This window comes from Streptomyces sp. NPDC005496, from assembly GCF_042872045.1.
Classification (GTDB): domain Bacteria; phylum Actinomycetota; class Actinomycetes; order Streptomycetales; family Streptomycetaceae; genus Streptomyces.
On record NZ_JBIAJQ010000004.1, the window covers coordinates 317,906 to 341,329 of the forward strand.

Annotated in this window: 19 protein-coding genes and 1 pseudogene; 9 read left to right on the plus strand and 11 right to left on the minus strand. The window is 71.7% G+C overall.

What is annotated here, in order from left to right:
- Positions 1 to 2: 2 nt before the first annotated feature.
- Entirely contained in the window at positions 3 to 1,502 is a 1,500-nt protein-coding gene (locus ACFYQQ_RS13875) for an acyl-CoA synthetase (RefSeq protein WP_388904591.1), read from the minus strand.
- A gap of 263 nt (positions 1,503 to 1,765) precedes the next feature.
- Between ACFYQQ_RS13875 and ACFYQQ_RS13880 the strand changes: the two genes are divergently transcribed.
- Complete coding sequence (locus ACFYQQ_RS13880) at positions 1,766 to 2,371, plus strand: dihydrofolate reductase family protein (protein ID WP_355787649.1); 606 nt, start codon at positions 1,766 to 1,768, stop codon at positions 2,369 to 2,371.
- Positions 2,372 to 4,146: 1,775 nt separating this feature from the next.
- Here the strand turns inward: ACFYQQ_RS13880 and ACFYQQ_RS13885 are convergent.
- On the minus strand, positions 4,147 to 4,548 hold the full coding sequence (locus ACFYQQ_RS13885) for a DUF2461 family protein (RefSeq protein ID WP_356164355.1): 402 nt from the start codon (positions 4,546 to 4,548) through the stop codon (positions 4,147 to 4,149).
- A 39-nt stretch (positions 4,549 to 4,587) separates the two neighbouring features.
- Between ACFYQQ_RS13885 and ACFYQQ_RS13890 the strand changes: the two genes are divergently transcribed.
- A complete protein-coding gene (locus tag ACFYQQ_RS13890; protein ID WP_355794229.1) occupies positions 4,588 to 4,974 on the plus strand; it encodes an asparagine synthase-related protein in 387 nt (128 codons plus the stop codon).
- A 41-nt stretch (positions 4,975 to 5,015) separates the two neighbouring features.
- Positions 5,016 to 6,239, plus strand: a complete 1,224-nt coding sequence (locus ACFYQQ_RS13895; protein ID WP_355794228.1) for an acetyl-CoA C-acyltransferase — start codon at positions 5,016 to 5,018, stop codon at positions 6,237 to 6,239.
- Positions 6,240 to 7,120: 881 nt separating this feature from the next.
- On the opposite strand, the gene ACFYQQ_RS13900 is transcribed toward ACFYQQ_RS13895, so the two are convergent.
- The 4 genes from ACFYQQ_RS13900 to ACFYQQ_RS13915 all read right to left on the minus strand — a co-directional run bounded on the left by ACFYQQ_RS13900 (position 7,121) and on the right by ACFYQQ_RS13915 (position 10,360).
- Positions 7,121 to 7,459, minus strand: coding sequence for an STAS domain-containing protein (locus ACFYQQ_RS13900; protein WP_356164358.1), 339 nt, complete (start codon positions 7,457 to 7,459; stop codon positions 7,121 to 7,123).
- Positions 7,456 to 7,602, minus strand: a complete 147-nt coding sequence (locus ACFYQQ_RS13905; protein WP_355788238.1) for a hypothetical protein — start codon at positions 7,600 to 7,602, stop codon at positions 7,456 to 7,458. Before ACFYQQ_RS13905 ends, ACFYQQ_RS13900 begins: the two co-directional genes overlap by 4 nt.
- A gap of 62 nt (positions 7,603 to 7,664) precedes the next feature.
- A complete protein-coding gene (locus tag ACFYQQ_RS13910; RefSeq protein WP_388904595.1) occupies positions 7,665 to 9,341 on the minus strand; it encodes a PP2C family protein-serine/threonine phosphatase in 1,677 nt (558 codons plus the stop codon).
- A 362-nt stretch (positions 9,342 to 9,703) separates the two neighbouring features.
- The gene (locus tag ACFYQQ_RS13915) at positions 9,704 to 10,360 is read right to left on the minus strand and encodes a TetR/AcrR family transcriptional regulator (protein WP_355788243.1); all 657 of its coding nucleotides are present in this window, start codon (positions 10,358 to 10,360) and stop codon (positions 9,704 to 9,706) included.
- A gap of 122 nt (positions 10,361 to 10,482) precedes the next feature.
- On the opposite strand from ACFYQQ_RS13915, the gene ACFYQQ_RS13920 reads away from it, so the two are divergent.
- Positions 10,483 to 11,943, plus strand: coding sequence for an MDR family MFS transporter (locus ACFYQQ_RS13920; RefSeq protein WP_355788246.1), 1,461 nt, complete (start codon positions 10,483 to 10,485; stop codon positions 11,941 to 11,943).
- Positions 11,944 to 12,186: 243 nt separating this feature from the next.
- Positions 12,187 to 12,663 carry a hypothetical protein gene (locus ACFYQQ_RS13925; protein WP_388904598.1) on the plus strand — a complete coding sequence of 159 codons (477 nt, stop codon included), beginning with the start codon at positions 12,187 to 12,189 and terminating at the stop codon, positions 12,661 to 12,663.
- Between the two features lie 106 nt (positions 12,664 to 12,769).
- On the opposite strand, the gene ACFYQQ_RS13930 is transcribed toward ACFYQQ_RS13925, so the two are convergent.
- Together ACFYQQ_RS13930 and ACFYQQ_RS13935 are read right to left on the minus strand one after the other, a co-directional pair.
- Positions 12,770 to 14,329: an acyl-CoA synthetase gene (locus ACFYQQ_RS13930; protein WP_356164365.1), complete on the minus strand. Its 1,560-nt coding sequence runs from the start codon at positions 14,327 to 14,329 to the stop codon at positions 12,770 to 12,772.
- Entirely contained in the window at positions 14,326 to 15,438 is a 1,113-nt protein-coding gene (locus ACFYQQ_RS13935) for a nitronate monooxygenase (protein ID WP_388904600.1), read from the minus strand. The genes ACFYQQ_RS13930 and ACFYQQ_RS13935 overlap by 4 nt, the downstream gene beginning before the upstream one ends.
- A gap of 183 nt (positions 15,439 to 15,621) precedes the next feature.
- On the opposite strand from ACFYQQ_RS13935, the gene ACFYQQ_RS13940 reads away from it, so the two are divergent.
- Entirely contained in the window at positions 15,622 to 17,409 is a 1,788-nt protein-coding gene (locus tag ACFYQQ_RS13940) for a serine hydrolase (RefSeq protein ID WP_388904602.1), read from the plus strand.
- A gap of 54 nt (positions 17,410 to 17,463) precedes the next feature.
- Here ACFYQQ_RS13940 and ACFYQQ_RS13945 read toward each other — a convergent pair whose 3' ends face one another.
- Both ACFYQQ_RS13945 and ACFYQQ_RS13950 read right to left on the minus strand, forming a co-directional pair.
- The gene (locus tag ACFYQQ_RS13945; RefSeq protein ID WP_356242700.1) at positions 17,464 to 19,038 is read right to left on the minus strand and encodes an NAD(P)/FAD-dependent oxidoreductase; all 1,575 of its coding nucleotides are present in this window, start codon (positions 19,036 to 19,038) and stop codon (positions 17,464 to 17,466) included.
- Between the two features lie 264 nt (positions 19,039 to 19,302).
- Entirely contained in the window at positions 19,303 to 20,175 is an 873-nt protein-coding gene (locus tag ACFYQQ_RS13950) for an oxygenase MpaB family protein (RefSeq protein WP_388904604.1), read from the minus strand.
- Positions 20,176 to 20,362: 187 nt separating this feature from the next.
- On the opposite strand from ACFYQQ_RS13950, the gene ACFYQQ_RS13955 reads away from it, so the two are divergent.
- The 3 genes and pseudogenes from ACFYQQ_RS13955 to ACFYQQ_RS13965 form a co-directional block, all read left to right on the plus strand.
- Complete coding sequence (locus ACFYQQ_RS13955) at positions 20,363 to 20,836, plus strand: hypothetical protein (protein WP_355795436.1); 474 nt, start codon at positions 20,363 to 20,365, stop codon at positions 20,834 to 20,836.
- A 96-nt stretch (positions 20,837 to 20,932) separates the two neighbouring features.
- Positions 20,933 to 21,568: a DUF305 domain-containing protein gene (locus ACFYQQ_RS13960; protein WP_388904607.1), complete on the plus strand. Its 636-nt coding sequence runs from the start codon at positions 20,933 to 20,935 to the stop codon at positions 21,566 to 21,568.
- A 144-nt stretch (positions 21,569 to 21,712) separates the two neighbouring features.
- Positions 21,713 to 22,021: pseudogene (locus ACFYQQ_RS13965) on the plus strand (hypothetical protein); the annotation flags it as partial.
- A gap of 31 nt (positions 22,022 to 22,052) precedes the next feature.
- Here ACFYQQ_RS13965 and ACFYQQ_RS13970 read toward each other — a convergent pair.
- Positions 22,053 to 23,243 (minus strand): acyl-CoA dehydrogenase family protein, encoded by a 1,191-nt coding sequence (locus ACFYQQ_RS13970; RefSeq protein ID WP_355793375.1) that lies wholly within the window; start codon positions 23,241 to 23,243, stop codon positions 22,053 to 22,055.
- Positions 23,244 to 23,424 lie beyond the last annotated feature (181 nt).

Sequence of the window (23,424 nt, forward strand, 5' to 3'; positions counted from 1 at the left end):
CGTCAGGCGTCGGCGAACCGATCGCGCAGCTCCCGCTTGAGGATCTTGCCGCTGGCGTTGCGCGGCAGCTCGTCCACGAACAGCACGCGCTTGGGGGCCTTGAAGTGGGCGAGCTTCTCCCGGGCGTGGGTGAGGAGTTCGTCCTCGGTGACCTCGCCGCGCGGGACGACGACCGCGGTGACGGCCTCGATCCAGCGCTCGTCGGGCAGCCCGATCACCGCCACCTCGGCGACCTTCTCGTGCGTGTACAGCGCGTCCTCCACCTGACGCGAGGCGACCAGCACGCCACCGGAGTTGATGACGTCCTTCACCCGGTCGACCACCGTGAAGTACCCGTGGGCGTCCCGCACGGCGAGGTCCCCGGAGTGGAACCAGCCGTCCCGGAAGGCGTCCGCCGTCTCCTCGGGCTTGTCCCAGTACCCCTCGCACAACTGCGGTGAGCGGTAGACCACTTCGCCCGCCTCGCCGTCGGGCGCGTCCTTGCCGGACTCGTCCACGACGCGCGCCTCGACAAAGAGCACCGGCCGCCCGCAGGAGTCCATTCGGCCCTTGTGCTCGTCGGGCCCGAGGACCATGGCGAGCGGGCCGATCTCGCTCTGCCCGAAGCAGTTGTAGAACGCCAGCCTCGGCAGTCGCTCCCGCAGCCGTTCCAGCACGGGCACCGGCATGATCGACGCCCCGTAGTAGGCCTTGCGCAGACCGCTGAGGTCACGGGTGGCGAAGTCGGGGCGGTTCGACAGGCCGATCCACACCGTGGGCGGCGCGAACAGGCTGTCGGCCCTGCCCCGCTCGACCAGGTCGAAGATCTGCTCGGCGTCGGGCGCGTCGAGGATGACGTTCTCCGCGCCGACCGCGAGGTACGGCAGCAGGAACACGTGCATCTGGGCCGAGTGATAGAGCGGCAGGGAGTGCACTGGCCGGTCCCCTGCCTGGAGGTCCAGGGCTGTGATCGCGCTCAGGTACTCGTGCACCAGGGCGCGGTGGGTCATCATCGCGCCCTTGGGGAGCGCGGTGGTGCCCGAGGTGTAGAGCAGCTGCGTCAGGTCCTCGCCGCGGGGCTCGGGGCCCTCGTACGGCCGGGCCGCCGGGAGCCGGGCGAGGAGCGAGTCGTCGGTGTCGCGCAGCGGGAGGACCCGGGTGCCGTCGGGCAGGTTCGCGGCGAGGTCCTGGTCGGCCAGCACGAGTCCGCAGCCGGACTGGCCGACGATGTAGGCCAGGTCGTCGCCCGTCAGGTTCTGGTTGACGGGTACGTGCACGAGGCCGGAGCGCGCGCAGGCCAGGAAGCCGATCAGGTAGGCGTCGGAGTTGTGGCCGTAGGCGCCCACCCGGTCGCCGCGCTCCAGTCCGGCGCCGAGCAGGACGCTCGCGGCGCGGGACACCGCCTCGTCGAGTTCGGCGTAGGTCCAGGAGCGGTCGCGGTAGTGGACCGCGACGCGCTCGGGGGTCCGCCGGGCGCTGCGCCGCAGCACCCCGTCGACCGTGACGCTTCGTCCCGCCGTCATGACCTGCTCCTTCGTCCGCCGTGCCCTGGCGTGATCCTCGTCGGGCCGCACGACCGGGGTCAAGCATCCGTCACGGTCGGCGGACCGGGAAGGCGACGGGGGGTGCCGCGCGGATACGCGGCGCTACGGGTGTGGGTGTTGTTGCGCCCGCCCACCTGATCGGATGCACCGTCGTGGGTTTTTTCGTCACTCCACAGCGTGGCCGATGAGTTGGTGGCTCCCGGCCGGTCCAAGCTCGTGAGACCTCAGGAAAGGACACCGCCATGTCGGAGCTTCTCGTCGACTTCATCACCTCCCTCGACGGCTACGCATCGGGAGAGGGATGGCCCGGGTTCTGGGGCCTCGAGGGCCCCGAGTACCTCGCATGGCTCGGCGAGCAGCCCCAGTCCACCTACCTCATGGGAGCGAACACCTACCGGCTGATTTCGGGCTTCGCCGCAGGCGAGGTCCCGAGCGGTCAGAACGAGTTCAGGCCCGAGGAAGAGGCGTCCGTCGACGAGCTGACGCAAGCGTCCAAGGTGGTGTTCTCCTCCTCACTCGGGGAGCCATTGGCGTGGGCCAACTCCACGCTCGTCCGCAATGACGCCGTCGAGGCGGTCCGCGCCATGAAGTCCAGTGGCTCGGGGCTTCTCAGCACGATCGGCAGCCTCAGCCTGTGCCGGTCCCTGCTGCGAGCCGGACTCGTCGACCGCTTTCGGGTCGTCATGTTCCCCGTGATCACCGGGGCCACGGGCGAAGAACGCATCTACGACGGCTATCCGGACGTCGCCCTCGACATGATCGAGCACCGCACCTTCGACGGCCGCATCCAGCTGGTCGAGTACAAGCCCCGCGTGCTCGAGCACCCGCCGCTGGGCGCCCCTGCGTGACGTCACCCCGCCAGCCGGCCTGGACAGCCGCCGGGCTGGCACCGACGGGTGCGGAGCAAGACCGTCCCCGGCGGCCCAGCCGCCACTGGAGCCCCGACAGACTGTCGGTCGGCTACGGGATCAGCCGGCGTGGAACGCGTGAGTGCGGCCGCGGCACCACGCCACCCAGCGCGGATCCTCCGAAACGGCGCAGAGATCTCGGAGTTGCGGCTCGATTCACACCCATGACGCGTCAGTCACCGGCACACACGAACGACGACCGACAGGGCTGGTTGGAACGGCGCCGCTATCAGGCCGTCGGCCCAGCGTGGAGCCGTCGCACGTCCCGCACGAGCGTGTACGAAGCGCTGAGGAAGATCACAGCTCCAGCCACGAGCCAGAGGGCCGACGCCCCAGAGCTGTACTCACGAACGAAAGCAACGAGCAGTATCGCGCCGGCAAGGACGCCGAAGGCCGAGATCAGAGCGCTGATGCGGTGAGTCACACGGCCATCATCAACGACACCCTGCGCCAACGGAAGTGATTCAACGCACCGGCCTAGCGGTGGGACGAGCTGGATGACACGCGGCGTGTGAGGCCCCAGCGAGGTAGGTCGGCTGCATGAACCTGCCCGTCCACGCTACGAGGAGTTGCACGGCCAACGGTGTCAGCCGCTCACACCGTCAAGGAAGTCCTGAGGCCCGACGCCGACGGATGCGCACCTGGGGGGGATCGAGGCAACAGTCCCCTACCGTCATTTCGGTGGGGGAGGCGGCGGATGGGGCGGAGGTGGTGGAGGCGAAGCCGGACGTTTCCTCGGGCCGCGAGCCAGGAAGAAGAGGAATGCGAAACCCACGGCTGCTCCTGCGACACCCCCGACCAGCATGACCAGAACAGCGTCCCAGGTGACACCAGAGTCCAGAAGTTCTATCGGGCCTGCCACGACGCACCCGAACAGGGCGGTGAAGAACGCACCACGCCAGCGCTGCCGCATCATGGGCCACGTTCTCCTCACAACACATTCCTTAATTGGAGAGGGCCCGCGAAGTGGTGAGCCCCGCAAGCCCTTGCCCGGCCTGTTCTCCTACCGCATCAAACCTGCGATCCAGCCTCCTGCCGGAGTGGCTCCGACAGCTCCCCACAGCAGGTCGTTTTCGAAGGCAGCGGTGCGGTCGTCGTCGTTGCTCCCGCCGAGCGCGGCGGAACCGATGGCATAGCCGGTTCTACGACCAAGCCCGACGAGCGCTGCTCCGCCCCGCACGTCGAGCGACTCGTCGAACGGTTCAAGGCGTCGCCCGGATAGTTGCCATGTGGGCCTTGTCGCGCCCGCCACGGCGCGGTCCCCGCTGACTGGATAATCGCCACGCTCTGTATCACATTCGTGCCCCTTGCTGGGCAGTCTGCCGTCCAGGCCTGGCAGATCCGCAGACCGTCGCCAGCCGTGCGGTCGGCCACGTCAACCGCCTCGGCAGGCGTGGCTTTCCGTCTAGGCAGAAAGGCGGAGAATTCGCGTTCCTCGTCGGTGACGATGGCGCTGGAGGCGTCCAGCAGTTCTCCCCCCGGAGTGTTCCGGCAAGCTGCTGCCCGAGCGGCGGCGTCTGGACAGGGCTGCGGCCGCTCCATCCCAAGGCCGGACAGCGGCTGCCCGGGAAAGGGCCAATGGGCTACGTGAGCGCTCCCCTTGCCCTCAGCTCCTGGAGCGCGTCTTCGTACGGTTGTCTCGGCTCGCGGTGCAGCGACGCCAAGTCGGCGGAACAGGTGTGGCTCCCCCCGTGCCGCACAGCACCCTCGTGACGTCATGCGACGTGCTTCACGTGGCGGACCAGCCACAGCAGGAGAGCGTCCAGGTCCGCGGCGGCCGAGAGGACCCGGTCGACTGCCTCGGGGGTGTGAAGCCACTCCTCGCAGCCGAGGGAGCGGGCGGCGATCAGGGAACGGTGGCGCAGCAGGTCCGTACGGGGGTGGTCCGCCGGATAGCCGCGTGGGGGGCGTTTCATCACGTCCCCGGGGATGTCGTAGCCCTTCTTCCTCAAGTCCTCGACAATGGCGGACAGTTCGCGGCCGCTCCCCTCGGCTGCCACGGCTTTGCGGAACATGTCCACCTGGCCGGGGTCGGGGTACCACCAGGCGCCCTGGATCCGCAGGCCGTCCAGCGAGAACCGGAGACCGATCTCGATCTTGCGGCCGAGGCGGATCACCGCGCTCTGGTGCTGCCACCACCAGGAGTCGGTGCGGTAATGCCAGACGGAGAAGTCCTCGTATCGGGGATCGGTGTCCGCGACCTCGTTGAGCAGGGCGACCATCGGCTGCCTGACCAGGCGTTCGCGGTCCGCGCGACAGCGCTCGCCGCCGTCGCCGACCTGCTCCCCGCACCGGTGCTGGAACGCCGCAAGAGCCCCTATCCGATGGTCCGCGATCCCGCCTACCGCACCACCCTCACCCAGCAGGTCGGCCGCCTCCTGGCCGGCAGCGGCAGCCCTGCCACCGACCTCCTGGACACCGAGGCCGTACGCAGCCTGCTGCTGGAGCCCTGTGGCCCGGACCGTTTTCCCCGTGAGGGACTGGAGTTCGTCCTGGACCTGGACCAGTGGCTGCGCACCCACCGCCCCGCCCTGCACCTCTGATCACCCGCCCCTCGTCACCACATCCCCCAGGACGTCCCGTCATGCCGCACGCCGTGATCACTTCCGCTGTCCGCACCCCGATCGGCCGCGCCCACAAGGGCATGCTCGCCGCGGTGCGTCCCGATGACCTGCTCGCCCGGACCGTCGCCGAAGCCCTCGCCCGCACCCCCGGCCTGGAGCCGGCGGACGTCGATGACCTGGTCGTCGGATGCGCCCTGCCCGGCGGTGAGCAGGGCTTCAACATCGCCCGGATCGCCGCCGTCCTGCTCGGCTGGGACCACGTGCCGGGGGTGACCGTCAACCGCTTCTGCACCTCGTCCCTCCAGGCCATTCGCATGGCCGCGCAGGCCGTGCGCTGCGGCGACGCCGACGTGGTCGTCGCGGCCGGCGTCGAGTCGCAGTCCCGCCTGGCGTACGGCAGTTCCGACACCTGGCCGGGGACGGAGAACCCCGCCTTCCGGCAGGCCGGAGAGCGCACCAGGCAGCGGTCGGGGCCAGGCGCGGGGCTGCCATGGGGCGATCCACGCGAGAAAGGTGAGCTCCCCGACCCCTACATCCCCGTCGGGCTGGCCGCCGAGAACACCGCCGACCTGTACGGCATCACCCGAACCGACATGGACGCCTACGCTGTCCGCTCCCACCAGCTCACCCAGCACGCCCTCAGCGAGGGCTTCCACTTCGGCGACATCGTCCCCATCAAGCTCTCGGACGGGACAACCGCCACCACCGACGACTGCCCGCGCACCGGGGTCACCACCGAAAGCCTCGCCGAGCTGCCCCCGCGCTTCCGCCCGGACGGACGCGTCACCGCGGGCAACAGCGCCCCGCTGTCCGACGGAGCCGCCGCGCTCGTCGTGATGTCCGAGGACTACGCCCGCGCCCACGGCCACACCCCCCTGGCCAGGATCCTGGCCACCGCGGTCTCGGCCGGCACCCCGGAGACCGAGGGCCCCGTCCCGGTCGCCGCGACCCGTACCGTCCTCACCCGCGCCGGCCTGTCCCTGACCGACATCGGCACCGTCGCCGGCAACGAGCCCTTCGCCGCTCAGATCCTCGCCTACTGCGCCGAACTCGACCTGGGTCCCGAGAGGATGAACCCGCATGGCGGCTCGATCGCGCTGGGCGAGCCCTACGGCGCGGCCGGAGCCCGGCTGGCCACCACCGCCCTCACCACCCTGCGCCATGACGACCTCACCACCGCCCTCATCAGTGTCGTCGCCGCCGGCGGTCAGGGCATGGCCCTCGTCCTGGAACGCATCGCGTAGAGGGCATCACCGTCAAGCACCAGCCGGGGCGGCGGCCGGCAGTGGCATCTCGGGCAGCCGGTGCCTGAGCTGAACGACTTCATGGGCCTACGCGGCTGGATCCGTACAAGCCGTTGGCGACGAGAGCCGGGCCGGAAAGCAGATGTGTGGATTTTGTGACTGGCTCCCTGTCGCGCGGAGGTTGGGGGGAGGCCGGGGATACTCGTGCCATGAAGAACCGCGCCCCCGCGACTAAACGGCTCTGACGTGCGGGACCTCATACTGATGATCTCCCTCTGATCCCGCACGGGATGGGAGGACCGGGACAGACGGCTGGCTCTGAGACGGCACGGCCGTCTGTCCCGGGGCAGAGTTACCGCCTGAAGGTGCAGAGCCTCATCGGGCGGTACGGGTTCGTCCAGCGGCCGGCCGGGGCAGCCGTTCCCGTCATGGGCAAGCCCTCCAGTGGAGTCGGATCTCGCTGACTCCCGCAGTGACACCGCCCGGCCCAGGGCGGTTCCACGACGGACGCGGATCTCCCCCGAACAGACCAACGCGCACGAGCCGCATGAACCCGAAAGCATCGTGCGACATGAGCGTCCACCGGTGAAGCGAGCCGCTTGAGGTTTCGCGAAGAGTGCGGAACTGGTGAGGTCTCGCTCAGTCAGTGCGTGCCGACGGTGACTGGGCGAAGGCGCCGGCGGCCGCGGCCAGGGCGGCGGTTCCGGCCGCGTGGCCGGGCAGTCGCGGGTCGGGGGGCGTGCGGAGAACCTGTGACGGGCCGGTGACCGGGGCGGGGAGGCCGAGAAAGCGCACCCGGACCCCGCGCACGGGGAACCGTGGTGGCCGGATCGCGGACACCGGGGCGGCAGGTGGAGTCCGGCCGGCCGTGGTGCGGGTCTCTAGTCGGGGGTGGTCAGGTACTCGTAGGTGCCGGTGACCTCCAGCAGGCGCTGCAGTACGGGCCCGATGTTGTCCAGATGGAAGCCGAAGCCGTTCTGGCGGGCGGTGCGGTGGATCTGCAGCAGGGCCGCCAGGCCCATGGAATCGACGACGTCCAGCTCCCGGCAGTCCAGGCGCAGGTGTTCCACGTCCGGGCGGTCGCAGAGCCGGGCGTGCACCAGCTGGAGGAGCTCCCCGTAGGTGTCGTAGTCCAGGTCGCCCGTGAAGGACAGGTACACGGTGTGCGCGCCGGCGGACGGGGTGGCTGCGACGGGCTGGGCGTCGGGAGAGGTGGTCACGAGTTCTTTCTCCGGCGGGTGGGGATCAGGTCCGTCCACGGGGCGGCCCGGTTGTCACGGTGCGGCGCGGTGAACCGGACGCCGAGGTCGTGCCGAACCGGCCCGTCGTCGGCATCGCAGGCCACGGTGGTACGGGTGCTCATGGGGTGAGTCTCTTGGTTTCCCGGCGGTCCTTGGGCCGCCGTCTTTGACGGGTGAGGGTCTGTCAGGACTGCTCGTCGGATTGGTCGACCAGGTGCAGAGTGCTGTGGGCGCTGGTGGGGTTGGCGATGGCGAGGACCGCCATGTCGTCATGGTTGTTGCTGCCGAGCCACTGCGAGGCCACCATCTGCACCCGCTCCACGACCGCTTCGGCCGGCATCCGCCCGCACTCCCGCAAGGTCTGCAGCAACCGCTCCTCGCCGAAGAGTTCGTCTCCGAAGGGCCCGCCGCGGGCCTCGGTGATGCCGTCCGTGTACAGCAGGCAGGTCTCACCGGGGGCCAGCACGACCTCGGCTGTACGCGCCAGTGCCTGCGGCAGGGCGCCCACGAGCTGGCCGGCGGTGTCGGCTTCCTCCACGTGGCCGTCGCGGCGCACGATCAGCGGCGGCATGTGGCCCGCGCTGGTCAGCCGCAGACGGACCTGCCCGGCCTGGCGTCGCACGGAGGCCAGCACCAGGGTGGCGAATCGGGTGTGGTGGGAGTTGAGCAGCGCGTCGTTCAGGAGCGTGAGGACCCTCTGGTGGTCGTCCGCCAGGGGCAGCAGGGCCTGCAGCACGCTGCGGATCTTCCCGGTCAGGACCGCGGCCTCCAGTCCCTTGCCGGCGACGTCACCCAGCACGACGAACGTCTCCCGGGACGGGTCGGCGCCGGGATGGACGTCGTAGAAGTCGCCGCCGACGCGCTCGTGGTCCTGCGCGGCGCGGTACGCCCCGGCGAACTCCACCCCGTGCACCCGCTTCAGCTTCGGCGGCAGCAGCTCCCGCATCAGGGTGGCCGTTATCGACGCCTGCTCGCTGTACAGGCGGGCCGCGGACAGGGCTGCCCCGGCGCGGGCCGCGAACAGGCGGGCGAAGACTTCCTCGCTCTCGGAGAAGGCGCGCCGGGTGCTGGAGCGCAGCAGGATCAGCGCGCCCGCGGGGATGCCGTGGCCGGGCAGCGGCGTGACGATGACCGAGCCGATGGGGCCCTCGAAGCCCGGCGGGACGGCCCAGGCGGGGATGTCGTCGGGGCTGATCCAGCGGGTCGGCACCGGCGGGAAGCCCTGCAGCGCCTCGGACAGGCCGGGGACGGTGCCCGGGTCGATCCGGGCGCTGGTCTGCGAGACGTCCCCGCCGACCTGGGCGTAGGTGAGCGGGTGGCGCGGGCCGTGGGCGGGGGCGACGATGACCGCCGCGTCCGCCAGATGGTCAGCGGCCATGCGGGCGGTCACCTCCGTGCAGCGCTCGACGTTCAAGGTCGACAGCAGCGCGCTGGAGATGTCCGCGAGCAGCCGCGTCCGCTCCCGCTCACTGTCCAGGGCCTGCTCGGCCAGCCGTAGATCCGTGCTGTCGACCAGCCACCAGACGACATTCCCGCCGGAGGCCGGAGTCGGATGCGCCTCGAAGGAACGACCGGCGATCTCACCCGAGGCCGGCCCGTCCAAGGCGGCGGAGCCGGGGGCGGAGTGGCGAGCGCGGGCGCTGTGATCGAGACCGGCATGGGCGCCGGCGAGCCACGGCACCGTCTGCTCGAGCCGGGCACCGGGCCGCGCCTGCGGCACAAGACCTCGTGCCGTGCCGTTCGCCTCGACCAGGATCCCGTCCTGGTCCACGACGACGACGGGGTAGGGGGCGTCAGCCGCCGTGCCTGTACCGGCGACCTCGCCGGTCGACTGAACGTGTGTTCCGTGCGAAGGAGTCACTGCAGGGGGGACGCGTCCTGCGCACCCCACCACCTTCCTGCGGAGAGAAAAATGTTGTCTCACGGCAACGTTCCCCTATGCGCCCCTCGCTGTGCAACATTCCACCGAGGTGCACACATCTTCGCCACAGCCTCCCAAAGGTGCACGCTCTCCGGCGGACCCCGCGGCGGCACCCGCCGACCTCGGTCGGCGACGGTCCCGCACGCCCATACGGTCACCCACGCTGTCCACATCAGGGGTGTGCACACCAGCAGCGCAGGAACGTCAGCAGCCTTGCGCGCAGCAGTGCGTGGCGGGCCTCGCGCTTGTCCCGTACCGAGCGAGTGCGGCGGACGACCGTTGCCCCTATGGCGCTCCGTCGGTCAGCGCGGGCCGTAGGCCTTCATGAACATGCCGATGCCACGCTCCACGACGGCATCGATCTCGGCGTCGCGCAACGGCACCTGACCGAGCATCGACTCCAGCTGCGCCTCGCCGACCAGTAGCGCCCGCAGCTGCCGGGCCGCCACTTCGGTGTCGACGATGTCCAGGTGGCCGGCCCGGGCGAGCAGCGCGAGCTGTTCGGCCACGGAGCGCAGACCGGCGTCCCGGTCCAGGCCGCGCAGCGCCTTGCGCAAGGGCTCCTCCACCTGGGCTTCCGTCAGAATCCGCCAGCGCAGCGCGGCGGTGTCGCCCAGCATCAGCCGCACCCAGCGCCGGCCGAAGTCCAGGAACTGGGCCGGCAGGTCGGTGCCGTCATGGGCGGCGATGGTCTCGCGCACCAATGTGTCGAACTGGCCGGCCAGCGGGTCCATCGCCGCCGCCACCACTTCGGCCACGAGGGAGTCACGGTCTCCGAAGTGGTTGTAGAGGGTCTGCTTGGCGACGTTCGCCTCGGCGGCGATGGTGTCCAGGCTCGCTCGCGCGAAGCCGTCGCGGACGAACACCGCGGCCGCCGCCTGGAGGATCTGTGCCCTGCGGTTCCGCCCGCCGTGCACACGGCGCGGGCGGGGCCGGCCCGCCTCATCGGTCTTCGCCACTGCTGCTCCTTCTGGGGGCCAGAGTTACCGCCTTGATTTCTGGACGGCCTAGTCTACTATTCAAAACTAGACGCTCCAGTCCATGTTTCTGCTTCGCCACGCCTACGGAGGGCACCCCTGCCATGAACCCACCCATGCCCGCGGCCGGCGCCGCGGAGCAGGACACCCGCGTCGACCGCGAGCTGTGGTGGCTGTGCGGCGTCCTGGTCCTGGGAGCCCTGGCCACCCTGCTCGACAGCACGATCGTCAACGTCGCCGTCGACACCCTCACCCACGAGCTGGACGCCCCGCTCGACTCCGTCCAGTGGAGCGTCACCGGCTACCTACTGGTCCTCTCCCTGGTCGTCCCGCTCGCCGGCTGGGCCATGGAACGCTTCGGCGCCAAACGGGTATGGCTGGCCGCCCAAGTTCTCTTCCTCGCCGGCTCAGCCCTCTCCGGACTGGCCTGGTCCGTGGAGAGCCTGGTGGTCTTCCGCACCGTGCAGGGCCTCGGCGGCGGCATGGTGATGCCCATGGCGCAAGCCATGCTCGCCCGCGCCGCGGGGCCCGCTCGGCTGGGCAGGGTGATGGCCGTGGTCTCCGTGCCCGCGATGCTCGCCCCGATCATCGGCCCGGTGCTGGGAGGGGTGTTCGTCGACGAGCTGAACTGGCGCTCTATCTTCTTCATCAACATCCCGATCGGGCTGGCCGCCATCGTCCTCGCCTGGATCAAGCTCCCCGCCGGCCGCCCGCAGACCGACCGCAGGCTGGACACCCTCGGCCTGCTGCTCCTCTCCCCCGGCCTCGCCCTGCTCCTGTACGGCCTGGCCGAGGCCGGCGGCAACGGCTTCACCGACGCCGGCAGCCTGTCCTGGACTCTGGGCGGCGCGGCCCTGCTGACCGGCTTCGCCGTGCACGCCCTGCGCACCACCGGCACCCCGCTGATCGACCTGAGGCTGTTCGCGGACCGCGGCTACCGCGCCGCCGTCGCCACCCAGTTCACCCTCAACGCCGGCCTGTTCGGCGCGATGTTCCTGCTGCCCCTGTACTTCCAGCTGGACCGCGGCGCCACCGTCCTGGAAGCCGGACTCATGCTCGCTCCGCAGGGCGTCGGCTACGTCATCGCCATGGTCCTGGTCGGCAAGGCCACCGACAGGACGGGGGCGAACACACTCGCCGTCGCCGGTGTCCTGCTCACCCTGCTGGGCACCCTGCCCTTCGCCCTCCTCGACGACAGCACCGGCACGGTTCTGCTCGCCGCCGCCATGGTGGCCCGCGGCATCGGCATCGGGGTGGTGACCCTGCCCAGCCTCGCGGCCGCCTACCGCTCCCTGGCCCCCGCCGCGCTGCCCCGCGCCTCCAGCGCCATGAACATCTTCCAGCGGCTGGGCGGATCGGCCGGCACCGCCGTGGTCGCCGTCGTCCTGCAGAACGAACTCACCGACGGGAAGACCCCCGGCACCCCGCTGTCCGACACCTTCGCCACCTCCTTCTGGTGGGTGTTCGGCTTCACCGCCCTCACCCTGCTGCCCGCGCTGCTCCTGCCGCGCACCCTGCCGGCGCCCTCCGCCGACACTCCGGTTGAGGCGCCCGCCGCCGCTTGATCACATCCCCCGCCTGCGGCGACAACACTTCGGCCCGGCGTTCCGTCGAGGAGGAACCGGGCCCAAGTCGTCGCGGGCGTGCGGGCTTCAGGCCACCAGCACGACCTCGTGGTCACTTCGAGCTCCGGGCTGTCGGCGAGGTCGGTCCCGACCGCAGGCCAGCGCGCATGCCTCCGCGATCCGGGCGGCTGTCGCGCCCGCCTCCCCCGCCATGACCGTGACCTGCGATGATCCGAACCGGACATGATCACGGGGGATCCAGGCGTGCAGCTCTTCTTGAAGTCGGACAGATCCGGGCCTCAGTCCTGGCAGAGCACGAGACGATCGCGTATGCGGCTGCCGGCCATGCTCGGCGTCGCTGTCTCCCTTGCGGGGTGCGGCGGTTCCGGCGATGAAGGACTGCCGGTGCGGGTGGTCAACGAGTCGGTCTGGGACGCCCGTGTGATGGGTTGCCCCCCGTGCGGCGAGCACGGTCTCGTGGTCGAGGGAGATCCAGGACGCACGCCTGCCGCGGACGGCGGCTCGTACTTCGGGTGGACGGAAGAGCGCGCGTGGCCTGTCACCTACAGAGTCGTCGTCCGAGGAGTGGAGACGGTCTGCCCGTTCATCGACCCCGGGCCCGGCAAGGCGAAGGGCGCGGTGGGCACACGTGATGTCATCTATCAGGTCGACCTGGCCGGGAAGTGCGTCGCCGGCCCGGGGAGCATGGACGACATGTGACATCAGCGCGGTCACCGACACGGCGTTGAGGCGACGGCCCCGCTCGGCGAACACCGTAGGGACGTCCGTGGTCCCGCCCTGGGCCGGGGGCGGGACCACGGACGCGTCACACCGCCCGGGTGCGTCCCGCCCAGTAGGGGTCGCGCAGTCGCCGCTTGTAGAGCTTTCCGTTGGGGTCGCGGGGCATCGTCTCGATGAAGTCGACGCTCTTGGGCCGCTTGTATCCGGCCAGTCGCCGCGCGCAGTGCTCCAGGATGTCGGCGGCGAGTTCCCGGGTGGGCTCATGGCCGGGGGCAGGCTCGATCACGGCCTTGACCTCCTCGCCCCAGTCGTCGTGCGGGATCCCGAAGGCCGCGGCGTCCGCGACGGCGGGGTGGGCGAGCAGCTCCGACTCGATCTCGGCAGGGTAGATGTTGACCCCGCCCGAGATGATCATGTCGATCTTGCGGTCCCGGAGGAAGAGGTAGCCGTCCTCGTCGAGACATCCCAGGTCGCCCACGGTGAAGAAGTCGCCGATGCGGTTCTTCCGCGTCTTGGTCTCGTCCTTGTGGTACGAGAATCCGCCGGTGCTCATCTTCATGTACACGGTGCCGAGTTCACCCGCGGGCAGCCGGTTGCCGTCGTCGTCGAAGACGGCCAGTTCGCTGATGGGCCACGCCTTGCCGACGGTGCCGGGCTTCTTGAGCCAGTCCTCGGCGGTGGCGAAGGCGCCGCCGCCCTCACTGGCCGCGTAGTACTCCTCCACGCACTCGCCCCACCATTCGATCATGGCCCGTTTCACGTGGTCGGGGCAGGGCGCGGCGCCGTGGATGGCGTGCCGCATCGAAGAGACGTCGTAGCGCGCCCGCACCTCGGCGGGCAGGGCCAGCAGCCGGTGGAACTGGGTGGGGACCATGTGGGTGTGGCTGCACCTGTACGTGTCGATGAGGCGCAGCATCTCCTCCGGCGTCCACCTCTCCATCAGCACTAGGCGGTGGCCGATGTGCAGGGAGGCGCCCGCGAACTGGAGGACGGCCGTGTGGTAGAGCGGTGAGCAGACCAGGTGGACGTTGTCGTCGAACGGCTTGATGCCGAAGATGCCGAGGAAGCCGCCGAGATACGTGTCCTCGGGCGGCCTGCCCGGCAGCGGGCGGCGGATGCCGCGGGGGCGGCCGGTGGTGCCCGAGGTGTAGTTCATGACCCAGCCGAGGGTGCGGTCGTCGGGGGCCGACGCGCGCTGCCCTTCGAGGAGGTCGGCGTACGGGCGGAAGCCCTGGACGTCGCCGACCGCGTACCGGTGGGCGGCGGGGAGGGCGGCCTCGTCGGCGGCGTGGCGCGCGGCGTCGGCGAACCGCTCGTGGGCGATGAGCACCTTGGCGCCGGAGTCGGAGACGATCCACGCGATCTCGGGCCCGACGAGGTGGTGGTTGACGGGGACCAGGTAGAAGCCGGCCTGCGAGGCGGCCAGGTAGGCGGTGAGGAACTCGACGCCGTTGGGCAGGACCACGGCGAAGGCGTCGCCGCGTCCGAGTCCCGCGGCGCGCAGTCCGTGGACCAGCCGGTTGGCGTCGGCGTGCAGGCGCCCGGCGGTCCACTCCTCGCCGTCCGGCGCGACGAGGACGGTGCGCCCGGGGTCCGCGGCGGCCTGCGCCCAGAAGCCGTTGGGGGGCGGGGTCTCGGGGCTCATGACCGGGTGCTCCTTCCCGCGATGCGGTTGATGCGGTCGACGGCCTTCTCGAAGCCGCGGGTGAGGTCGTCGAAGACGGCCTGGACGCCGCGTTCGCTGTTCATCCGTCCGACGATCTGTCCGACGGGTGTGCCGAGCAGCGGCTCGACCTCGTACTTCTGGATGCGGGAGAGCGCGTCGGCGACCAGCAGGCCCTGGAGCGGCATCGGCAGGGTGCCGGGTCCGTTCGGGTCGTCCCAGGCGTCGGTCCACTCGGTGCGCAGCTGGCGCGCCGGTTTGCCGGTCAGGGCGCGGGAGCGGACGGTGTCACCGGAACCGGCGGCGAGCAGCTTCTCCGTGACCGTGCGGGAGTGCATGTCGGCCTCCGTGGTGGTCAGCCAGAGCGAGCCGAGCCAGACGCCCTGGGCGCCGAGCGCGAGGGCCGCCGCCACCTGCCGGCCGCTGCCGATCCCGCCCGCGGCGAGCACGGGCAACGGGTCGACGGCGTCGACGACTTCGGGGGTGAGGACCATGGTGGCGATCTCCCCGGTGTGTCCCCCCGCCTCGTAGCCCTGCGCGACGACGACGTCGATGCCCGCCTCGGCGTGCTTGCGGGCGTGCCGGGCGCTGCCCGCGAGGGCGGCGACGAGCACGTCACGGTCGTGGGCGCGGGCGACGACGTCGGCGGGCGGCGAGCCGAGGGCGTTGGCGAGCAGGGCGATCGGGTAGTCGAAGGCGACGTCGAGCTGGTCCCGGGCCACCTGCTCCATCCACCCGGTGATGCGCCAGCCGGACGCCTCTCCCTCGGCGAGTTCCGGCACTCCGTACTTGGCGAGGGTGTCGGCGACGTACTGCCGGTGCCCCTGCGGGATCATCGCCTCGACGTCGGCCTCGGAGACGCCCTCCACCTTCTTGGCGGGCATGACGACGTCGAGGCCGTAGGGCCTGTCGTCGACGTGGGCGTCCAGCCAGTCGAGGTCGCGCCTGAGGTCGTAGGGGGCCGTGTAGCGGACCGCGCCGAGCACACCGAATCCGCCCGCTCTGCTGATGGCGGCGGCGACGGCGGGGAACGGCGTGAAGCCGAAGACGGCGTGCTCGACTCCCAGAGTGGTGCTCAGCTCCGTCTGCATGGCCGCAGGATGCCGCAGACGTCCGGACGAGGGAAGACCTTTTCTGATGCTCCGTCAGTTTTCTGTGGGGCGGCCCCGACACCCCTCGGCAGGGTTGACACGCCCCTCGCCTGACAGGAAAGTTTCACCGCGCAGGGCGAAACCGGAAAGATACTTTCAGGCGGCGCGGCAGGAGGCTTCTCGGTGACCGAAGACGCAGCGGGCAGAGCGACCGGCGGGCCGACCCGCCGCCAACTCGGCCGACGTGCACTGGCCCTGGGCGGCGCCCTGGCCATCGCCCCCTTCCCCGCCGGGCCGGCGGCCGCCACCGGAGGGGGCCGGCGCCATCCGACGCTGCGCCACGGCTCCGCCGAGCGGGCCGGCCTGCTGGCCGGACACCTGCGCCAACTCGTCACCGACGCCGAGGCGTTCCTCGGCCCCTCCCCCAAGCATCCCTGGTACGCGGGCGCGGTGCTCCTCGCCGGCCGCGGCGGCACCGTGGCCCTGCACCGGCCGATCGGCAAGGCGGTGCGCTACTCGGCGTACGACGAGAAGACGGACTCGGGCGTCGAGTTCCCGCCCGAGCGGCAGATCCCGATGGCCGAGGACACCGTCTTCGACCTCGCCTCCGTCTCCAAGCTGTTCACCTCGATCCTCGCCGTGCAGCAGATCGAGCGCGGCGCGCTGGAACTCGGCGCCCGCGTCGCGTCGTACCTCCCGGACTTCGCGGGAGGCGGCAAGCAGGAGATCACGATCCGTCAACTGCTCACCCACACCTCCGGGTTCCGCGCCTGGATCCCCCTCTACAACGCGCCGACCCGCGAGGCGAAGCTCCGGCTCATCTGGGACGAGGCCCCGCTGAACCCGCCGGGCAGCCGCTACCTCTACTCCGATCTCAACCTGATCTCCCTCCAGCTCGTCCTGGAGAAGGTCACCGGCCGTGCACTCGACACGCTCCTGCACGACGAGATCACCGCCCCGCTCGGCATGCACCGCACCCGCTACAACCCGCCCGCCGCCTGGAAACCCCGGATCGCGGCCACCGAGGACGCGCGCCCGCCCTGGTCCGGGCTCGACCGCGGGCTGGTCTGGGGCGAGGTGCACGACGAGAACGCGTACTCCCTCGGCGGCGTCGCCGGGCACGCCGGCGTGTTCTCCTGCGCCTGGGACCTCGCGGTGCTGGGCCGCACCCTGCTCAACGGCGGCGCGTACGGGTCGGCGCGCATCCTGGAGCCCGAGTCGGTGGAGCTGATGTTCACCGACTTCAACACCGCCTTCCCCGGCGACGAGCACGGCCTCGGCTTCGAGCTCTACCAGCACTGGTACATGGGCGCGATGGCCACACCGCGCACCGCCGGGCACACCGGCTTCACCGGCACCTCTATCGTCCTGGACCCGACGACGGACTCGTTCCTCGTCCTGCTGGGCAACTCCGTTCATCCGGTGCGCGGTTGGCGGTCCGGGTCCGCGCCCCGCGTCGCCGCCGCCGACCATCTGGCGCGAGCCGTACCGGTACGCCCCGCGCGCGGCCGAACGGCCTGGTTCTCCGGCATGGCGAGCGCGACGACGGCGACGCTCACCCTGCCCGGGCTCGACACGACGGCGGCGGGGACGCGGCTGCGCTGCTCCGTGTGGTGGGACACCGAGCCCCAGTCGGACGGCCTGTTCCTGGAGGCCTCGGCGGACGGGGGCGCGACATGGCTGCCGGTCCCGTTCACGACCGTACGACGCGACGAGGAGCCACGGGACCATCCGGCCGGCTCGGTCACCGGCTGGTCGGGCCGCGTCTGGCACAGGCTGCACGCCGGCCTGCCCGCGGAACGGGCGCTGACGCTGCGCTGGCGGTACGCCACCGACCGCCTGTACGCCGGACGCGGCGCCTACGTGGACGCGCTGCGGGTCGAGACGGGCGACCGCGTCCTCTTCGACGGCGCGCGGCCCGCGGACGCGGCGCGGATCGAGGCGGCGGGCTGGTCGCCCTCGGCCGACTGAGACTCCCGCACACGGCGCGGGGCGGCACCGGTCCGGTGCCGCCCGGGGTACTCCCTAGCGCGGGCCGCCCTGCTCCACCGCCTCCAGTACGGCCATGGCCGCGTTGTGCCCGGGTACGCCGCTCACCCCGCCGCCGCGTACGGCGCCGGCGCCGCACAGCAGGACGTTGGCGTGCCGCGTCTCCACACCCCAACGGCCCGTGTATTCCTGGGTGTACGGGAAGGCGAGGTCGCGGTGGAAGATGTTGCCGCCGGGCAGCCGCAGGTCGCGTTCCAGGTCGAGCGGAGTCCTGGCCTCGATGCACGGGCGGCCCTCGGCGTCGGTCGCGAGGCAGTCCGCGAGCGGCTCGGCGAGGTACGCGTCCAGCTCCGCGAGCGTCGACTTCAACAGCTCCGCGCGCACACCGTCGTTGTCGGCGGCGAAGAGCCGGGCCGGGGTGTGGAGGCCGAAGAGCGTGAGCGTCTGGTAGCCCTCGTCGGCCAGGCCGGCGCCGAGGATCGTCGGGTCGGTCAGCGAGTGGCAGTAGATCTCCGAGGGCGGCGCGGCGGGCAGCGAGCCGGACGCGGCCTGGGCGTGCGCGGCCGCCAACTGCTCGTACCCCTCGGCGACATGGAAGGTCCCGGCGAACGCCTCGCGCGGGTCCACGGACGTGTCGCGCAGCCTCGGCAGCCGCTTGAGCAGCATGTTCACCTTGAACTGGGCACCCTCGGCGGGGGCCGGCGAGGCGTCGCCGACCAGGGCGGCCAGCTCCTGCGGCGAGGCGTTCACGAGGACGTGCCGGGCCGCGACGACGGCCTCCCCGCCGTCCGCGCCGCGGTGGATGACCTCGGCGGCCCGTCCGTCCGTCTCGATCCGCACCACCTCGCGGCCGGTGGCGAGGACGGCGCCGGCGGCCCGTGCCGTGGCGGCGATCGCGTCCGTGAGCGCGCCCATGCCGCCGACGGGGACGTCCCAGGCGCCGGTGCCGCCGCCGATCACGTGGTAGAGGAAGCAGCGGTTCTGCCGCAGGGAGGGGTCGTGGGCGTCCGCGAAGGTGCCGATGAGCCCGTCGGTGAGCACCACGCCGCGCACCAGGTCGTCGGCGAAGTTCTCCTCGATGGCGGCACCGATGGGCTCCTCGAAGAGGATCCGCCACGCGTCCTCGTCGTCGACGCGCCGGCGCAGCTCCTCGCGGGTGGGCAGCGGTTCGGTGAGGGTCGGGAAGACCCGTTGGGCGACGCGGCCCGTCATCCCGTAGAAGCGCTGCCATGCCGCGTACTCGCGGTCGGCGCCGGTCAGCCGCGCGAAGGCCTCCCGGGTGCGCCGCTCGCCGCCGCCGACGAGCAGCCCGGTGGACCGGCCGTCGCGCTCCACGGGGGTGTACGAGGAGACGGTGCGCCCGCGGACCCGGAAGTCCAGGCCGAGGTCCCGCACGATCTTCCGGGGCAGCAGACTGACCAGGTACGAGTAGCGCGACAGGCGTGCGTCGACGCCGGCGAACGGCCGGGTGGAGACGGCGGCGCCGCCGGTGGTCCCCAGTCGTTCGAGGACCAGCACGGACCGTCCGGCCCGGGCCAGGTAGGCGGCGGCGACCAGTCCGTTGTGACCGCCGCCGACGATCACGGCGTCATATCGCTCGTGTGCAGACATGGTTCTTGGTAGCACGCGATGATCAGGGCGGGCCAGAGGCGTGCGGACGAGCCGCCGTACGGCGGACGGGCCCCGGACGTGGCGGCACCCGGTACCGGCCTCGAATCGGGCCGGACGCCGTACCGCTGGTCGCCGGCCGGTCGGGGCGGCGCCCACCGGGCCGGACGGCTATGAGTCGACCTGGTCGGGGCCGGCACCGTACCGAACCCGGCCTCCGCCGCCCGTGCGACGGCCCCGCCGCCCCCGCGCCCTGCGCGGGCCGTCCTACGGAGCGAGCCGTCCGCCGGCCTCGTACCGTGCCGGACGGGCGTCGGGGCCGAGGCGGGCCACGGCGCGGCGTACGTGTCGGGGCGGCAGTTGCCGGCGCAGACCCGCGGGAACGCAGCGGAGCGCCGTGCCCGTGGCCCGCAGGCGCCGGGTCACCCTGGCCGGGGGCGGGGCCGGTCTGCCGTACAGGGCGTGGGCGTACGGCGGCAGGGCGCCGTACGCGAGCCGCGCCACGCGCCGCCAGAGCAGGGCGCGCGCCGGGACGAGCAGAGGATGTGTCGGCGGCCGGAGCAGGAAGTCGTCCACCGCGCGCGCGTCGGCTCCCGCGGCGAGCTCGGGCAGCATCCCGCGGAAGTACGCGGCGAGTTGGGCCCGGTCGGCGGGCACGGTGTCCGGGTCGAGGCCCACCAGCCGGGCGCTGGTGCGGTGTTCGGCGACGTAGCGGTCGGCCTGCGCGTCCGTGAGCGGGAAGCCCGAGCGGCGCAGGACGTGGAGATACGAGTCGATCTCGGCGCAGTGCACCCACAGCAGCAGGTCGGGCTCGCCGACACCGTAGGGCTCCCCCGTGGCGGGGTCCGTCGCCCGGAGCATGCCGTGGATCTTCCGCACCCGGGCGCCCGCCCGTTCGGCCGCCTTGGTGGTGCCGTACGTCGTGGTCCCGACGAAATCCGCCGTGCGCATCAGCCGGCCCCAGGCGTCGCGCCGGAAGTCCGCGTTCTCCATGACCCCGCGGACCGCGCGCGGATGCAGCGCCTGGAGGTAGAGCGCCCGGATGCCGGCGATCCACATCATGGGGTCCGCGTGCATCTGCCAGGTCACCGACGCGGGGGTGAAGAGTCCCGGGTCGGCCCCGCGCTGTTCGGCGTCCATCCGGTCAGTGTGGCCGCGCCCGTCGCCGCTCCTCAAGGCACGGGAGGGATCCCGGCCGCCTCCCGGTGAGGCTTCTCCGCCGCTCCCCCGCATTCGCGCTGCGACCGTCACCCGTGCGCGGCTTCGGGCCCGTCCCTTCGGTACTGTCGGGGTGACAGGTCCGCAGCAGCCGATGACGGAGTCACCCGTGAGGGCGAGGCGCCAGGTACGCGCGGCAGGTGCCATGGGGCATCTGCTGCTCGTCGTCGTGCTCGCCCTGGGCGTCTTCGTCATGCACACCGTGGGCCATCCCCGCGAGTCGTCCCACGCCACGATGAGCACCGTGTCCCACACGCAGGCGATGCGTGCGGACACCTCGCACACGGCCGACCCGGGTCACGGGAACGAACCCGCCGCCACCGGCGGCGTTCTCGATGACGCCGGCCTCGCGGCCACGTCGGCCTCGTCCTCCTCTCACGAACCGGCCATGGCCATGGACATGCTCTCGCTGTGCATGGCGGTGCTGTTCGGTGCGTGGGTGATCACCGCGCTCCTCGCGTCGGCGTTCGCCCGCCGCCGTGAGCGGTCGGCCGGACTGCTCGCCCGGATCGTCGGCGTACCGCGGCCCGATCCGCCGCCCCGCGGGCCCGATCTCACCCGTCTGTCGGTTCTGCGGCTGTAGGCCGTACCGCCTCCCGTCGGGCGCGCCGCCATGCGCTCCCGCGGGTTCGCCTGCGCCGGAACAGCCGAAGAACCAAGCACACGAGGTGGATTCACCATGACTTCCCACACCCGCGCCCAGCGCCGCACGCCCGTCCGCCGAGCCGTCACCGCGGGCGCCCTCGCCGCCGGTGCGCTGCTCCTCACCGCCTGCGGCGGCGACGGAGGCAGCGGCGGTACGGCCCACGGCGGCCACGACGGCTCCGCGTCGGCGAGCGCCCGGGCCGGCTCCTTCAACGACGCGGACGTCGCCTTCGCCCAGATGATGATCCCGCACCACGAGCAGGCGCTGGAGATGGCCCGGCTCGCCCCCGACCGTGCCTCTGACCCGGAGGTCAAGAAGCTCGCCACGAAGATCGAGAAGGCTCAGGCCCCGGAGATCCGCACGATGAAGGGCTGGCTCACGTCCTGGAACGAGCCGACCTCCATGGAATCCATGCCCGGCATGGACCACGGCGGCGGCGACGGCATGATGTCCGGCACGGACATGGCGCGTCTCAAGGGCATGAAGGGCGCCGAGTTCGACGAGATGTTCACCGAGATGATGATCGACCACCACAACGGTGCGATCGGCATGGCCGAGGACGAGCAGAAGAAGGGTGAGAACGCCGACGCCGTGAAGACCGCCGGCGACATCGTCACCAGCCAGTCCGCGGAGGTCGAGCAGCTGAAGGGCATCCTCGGCCGGCTCTGACCCGCGCCGCGGCGGGCCGGACGTCCGGCCCGCTCGGCCCCGGCCGCCGTCCGGGCTCCGCACCGTTCACCGCGGACCCGCGTTCGCACTCCTCACCCGGGTGTCGCGCAAGCACCATGACGGGGACCTGTCGGCGTTCACCGTGACCACCGGGTCGTCGAGGCGCAGCGGGAACTGCACGGCATGATCGAGGAGTTGCTGGCCGAGGCCGCCCGGGCCGGCGCCGTCCGCGACGACATCGCGCCCGCCGAACTCGCGAGCTACTGCCTGCACGCCCTGGCCGCGGCGGGCGACCTGCCGTCCGAGGCCGCGGTGGACCGGCTTCTCGCCCTCACCCTGGCCGGGGTGCGTCCCGAGGGCGCCGAGCCGTCACGCGCCCCGGCCCGCGCCGAGGGCACGACGCACCCCCGGCACCACGGCCCCAGCCGGCACCACCCCGAGCCCCGGCCCTGAGTACGGCGCTCCGACCTCCGCCGCCCCGCTTCTACCGGCGCACCCTCGGCATGCCCAGCCCGATCCACGCGATGATCTCGCGCTGGATCTCGTTGTTGCCGCCGCCGAAGGTGAAGATCACCGCCGAGCGGTAGCCGCGCTCCAGTTCGCCGTGGAGGACGGCGCCCGCCGAGCCCTCCTTCAGTGCCCCCGGCGCGGCGACGACCTCCATCAGCCAGGCGTAGGCGTCCCGGCGTGCCTCGGACCCGTACACCTTGACGGCGGAGGCGTCCTGCGGGGTGAGGGTGCCCTCCTGGACGGCGTTCACCATCTGCCAGTTGAGGAGCTTCATGGCGTCGAGCCGCGTGTGCGTCTGGGCGAGGCGCCGCCGCACCCAGGGCAGGTCGACCACGCGGCGGCCGTCGGCGAGCTTGGTCTCCATCGCCCAGCGCTGCACGTCGTGCAGGGCGCGGATCGCCATCGTCCCGTGGGCGGCGAGGGTCACCCGCTCGTGGTTGAGCTGGTTGGTGATCAGTTGCCAGCCCTTGTTCTCCTCGCCGACCCGGCGCGAGGCGGGGACACGGATGTTCTCGTAGTAACTCGCCGTCGTGTCGTGCGAGGCGAGGGTGTTGATGAGGGTGCAGGAGTAGCCGGGGTCGGAGGTCGGCACGAGCAGCATGGTGATGCCCTTGTGCGGCGGCGCGTCCGGATCGGTGCGCACGGCGAGCCAGACCCAGTCGGCGGTGTCGCCGTTGGTCGTCCAGATCTTCTGGCCGTTCACCGTGTAGTGGCCGGTGGCCTCGTCCCCCTCCCGCACCGCCTTCGTCCTCAGCGCCGCCAGGTCCGTGCCCGCGTCGGGCTCGCTGTAGCCGATGGCGAAGTCGATCTCACCGGAGAGGATCTTCGGCAGGAAGTACGCCTTCTGCTCGTCCGTGCCGAACCGCATGAGGGTCGGGCCGACCGTGTTCAGCGCCATCAGCGGCAGCGGCACCCCCGCCTGGGCGGCCTCGTCGAAGAAGATGAACTGCTCCATGGGGCTCAGTCCGCGCCCGCCGTACTCCTGGGGCCAGCCCACGCCGAGCCAGCCGTCCGCGCCGAGGCGGCGGACGGTCTCGCGGTAGAAGCGCTTCTGGGCCGCCGGCTCGCCGTGGCGGGCGTAGGCGTTGTCCGGCACCAACCGGGCGAAGTAGCCGCGCAGTTCGGTCCGCAACCGCTGCTGCTCGGGCGTGTATTCGAGATGCACGGCGCCTCCTGGCTCCCAGTGGATCGGCAGGTCCCACCCGGACTCGACGGCGCACACAGTAGAACTCGTTCCAGAAATTGGGAATGCCGATGACGCGCCGGGAGGGAGCGGCAGGTCCCGCCGGTCCCAGTGAGGGCGCACTGAAGGCTCGTACGGCCCGGTCCAGGCGGGGCATACGCGA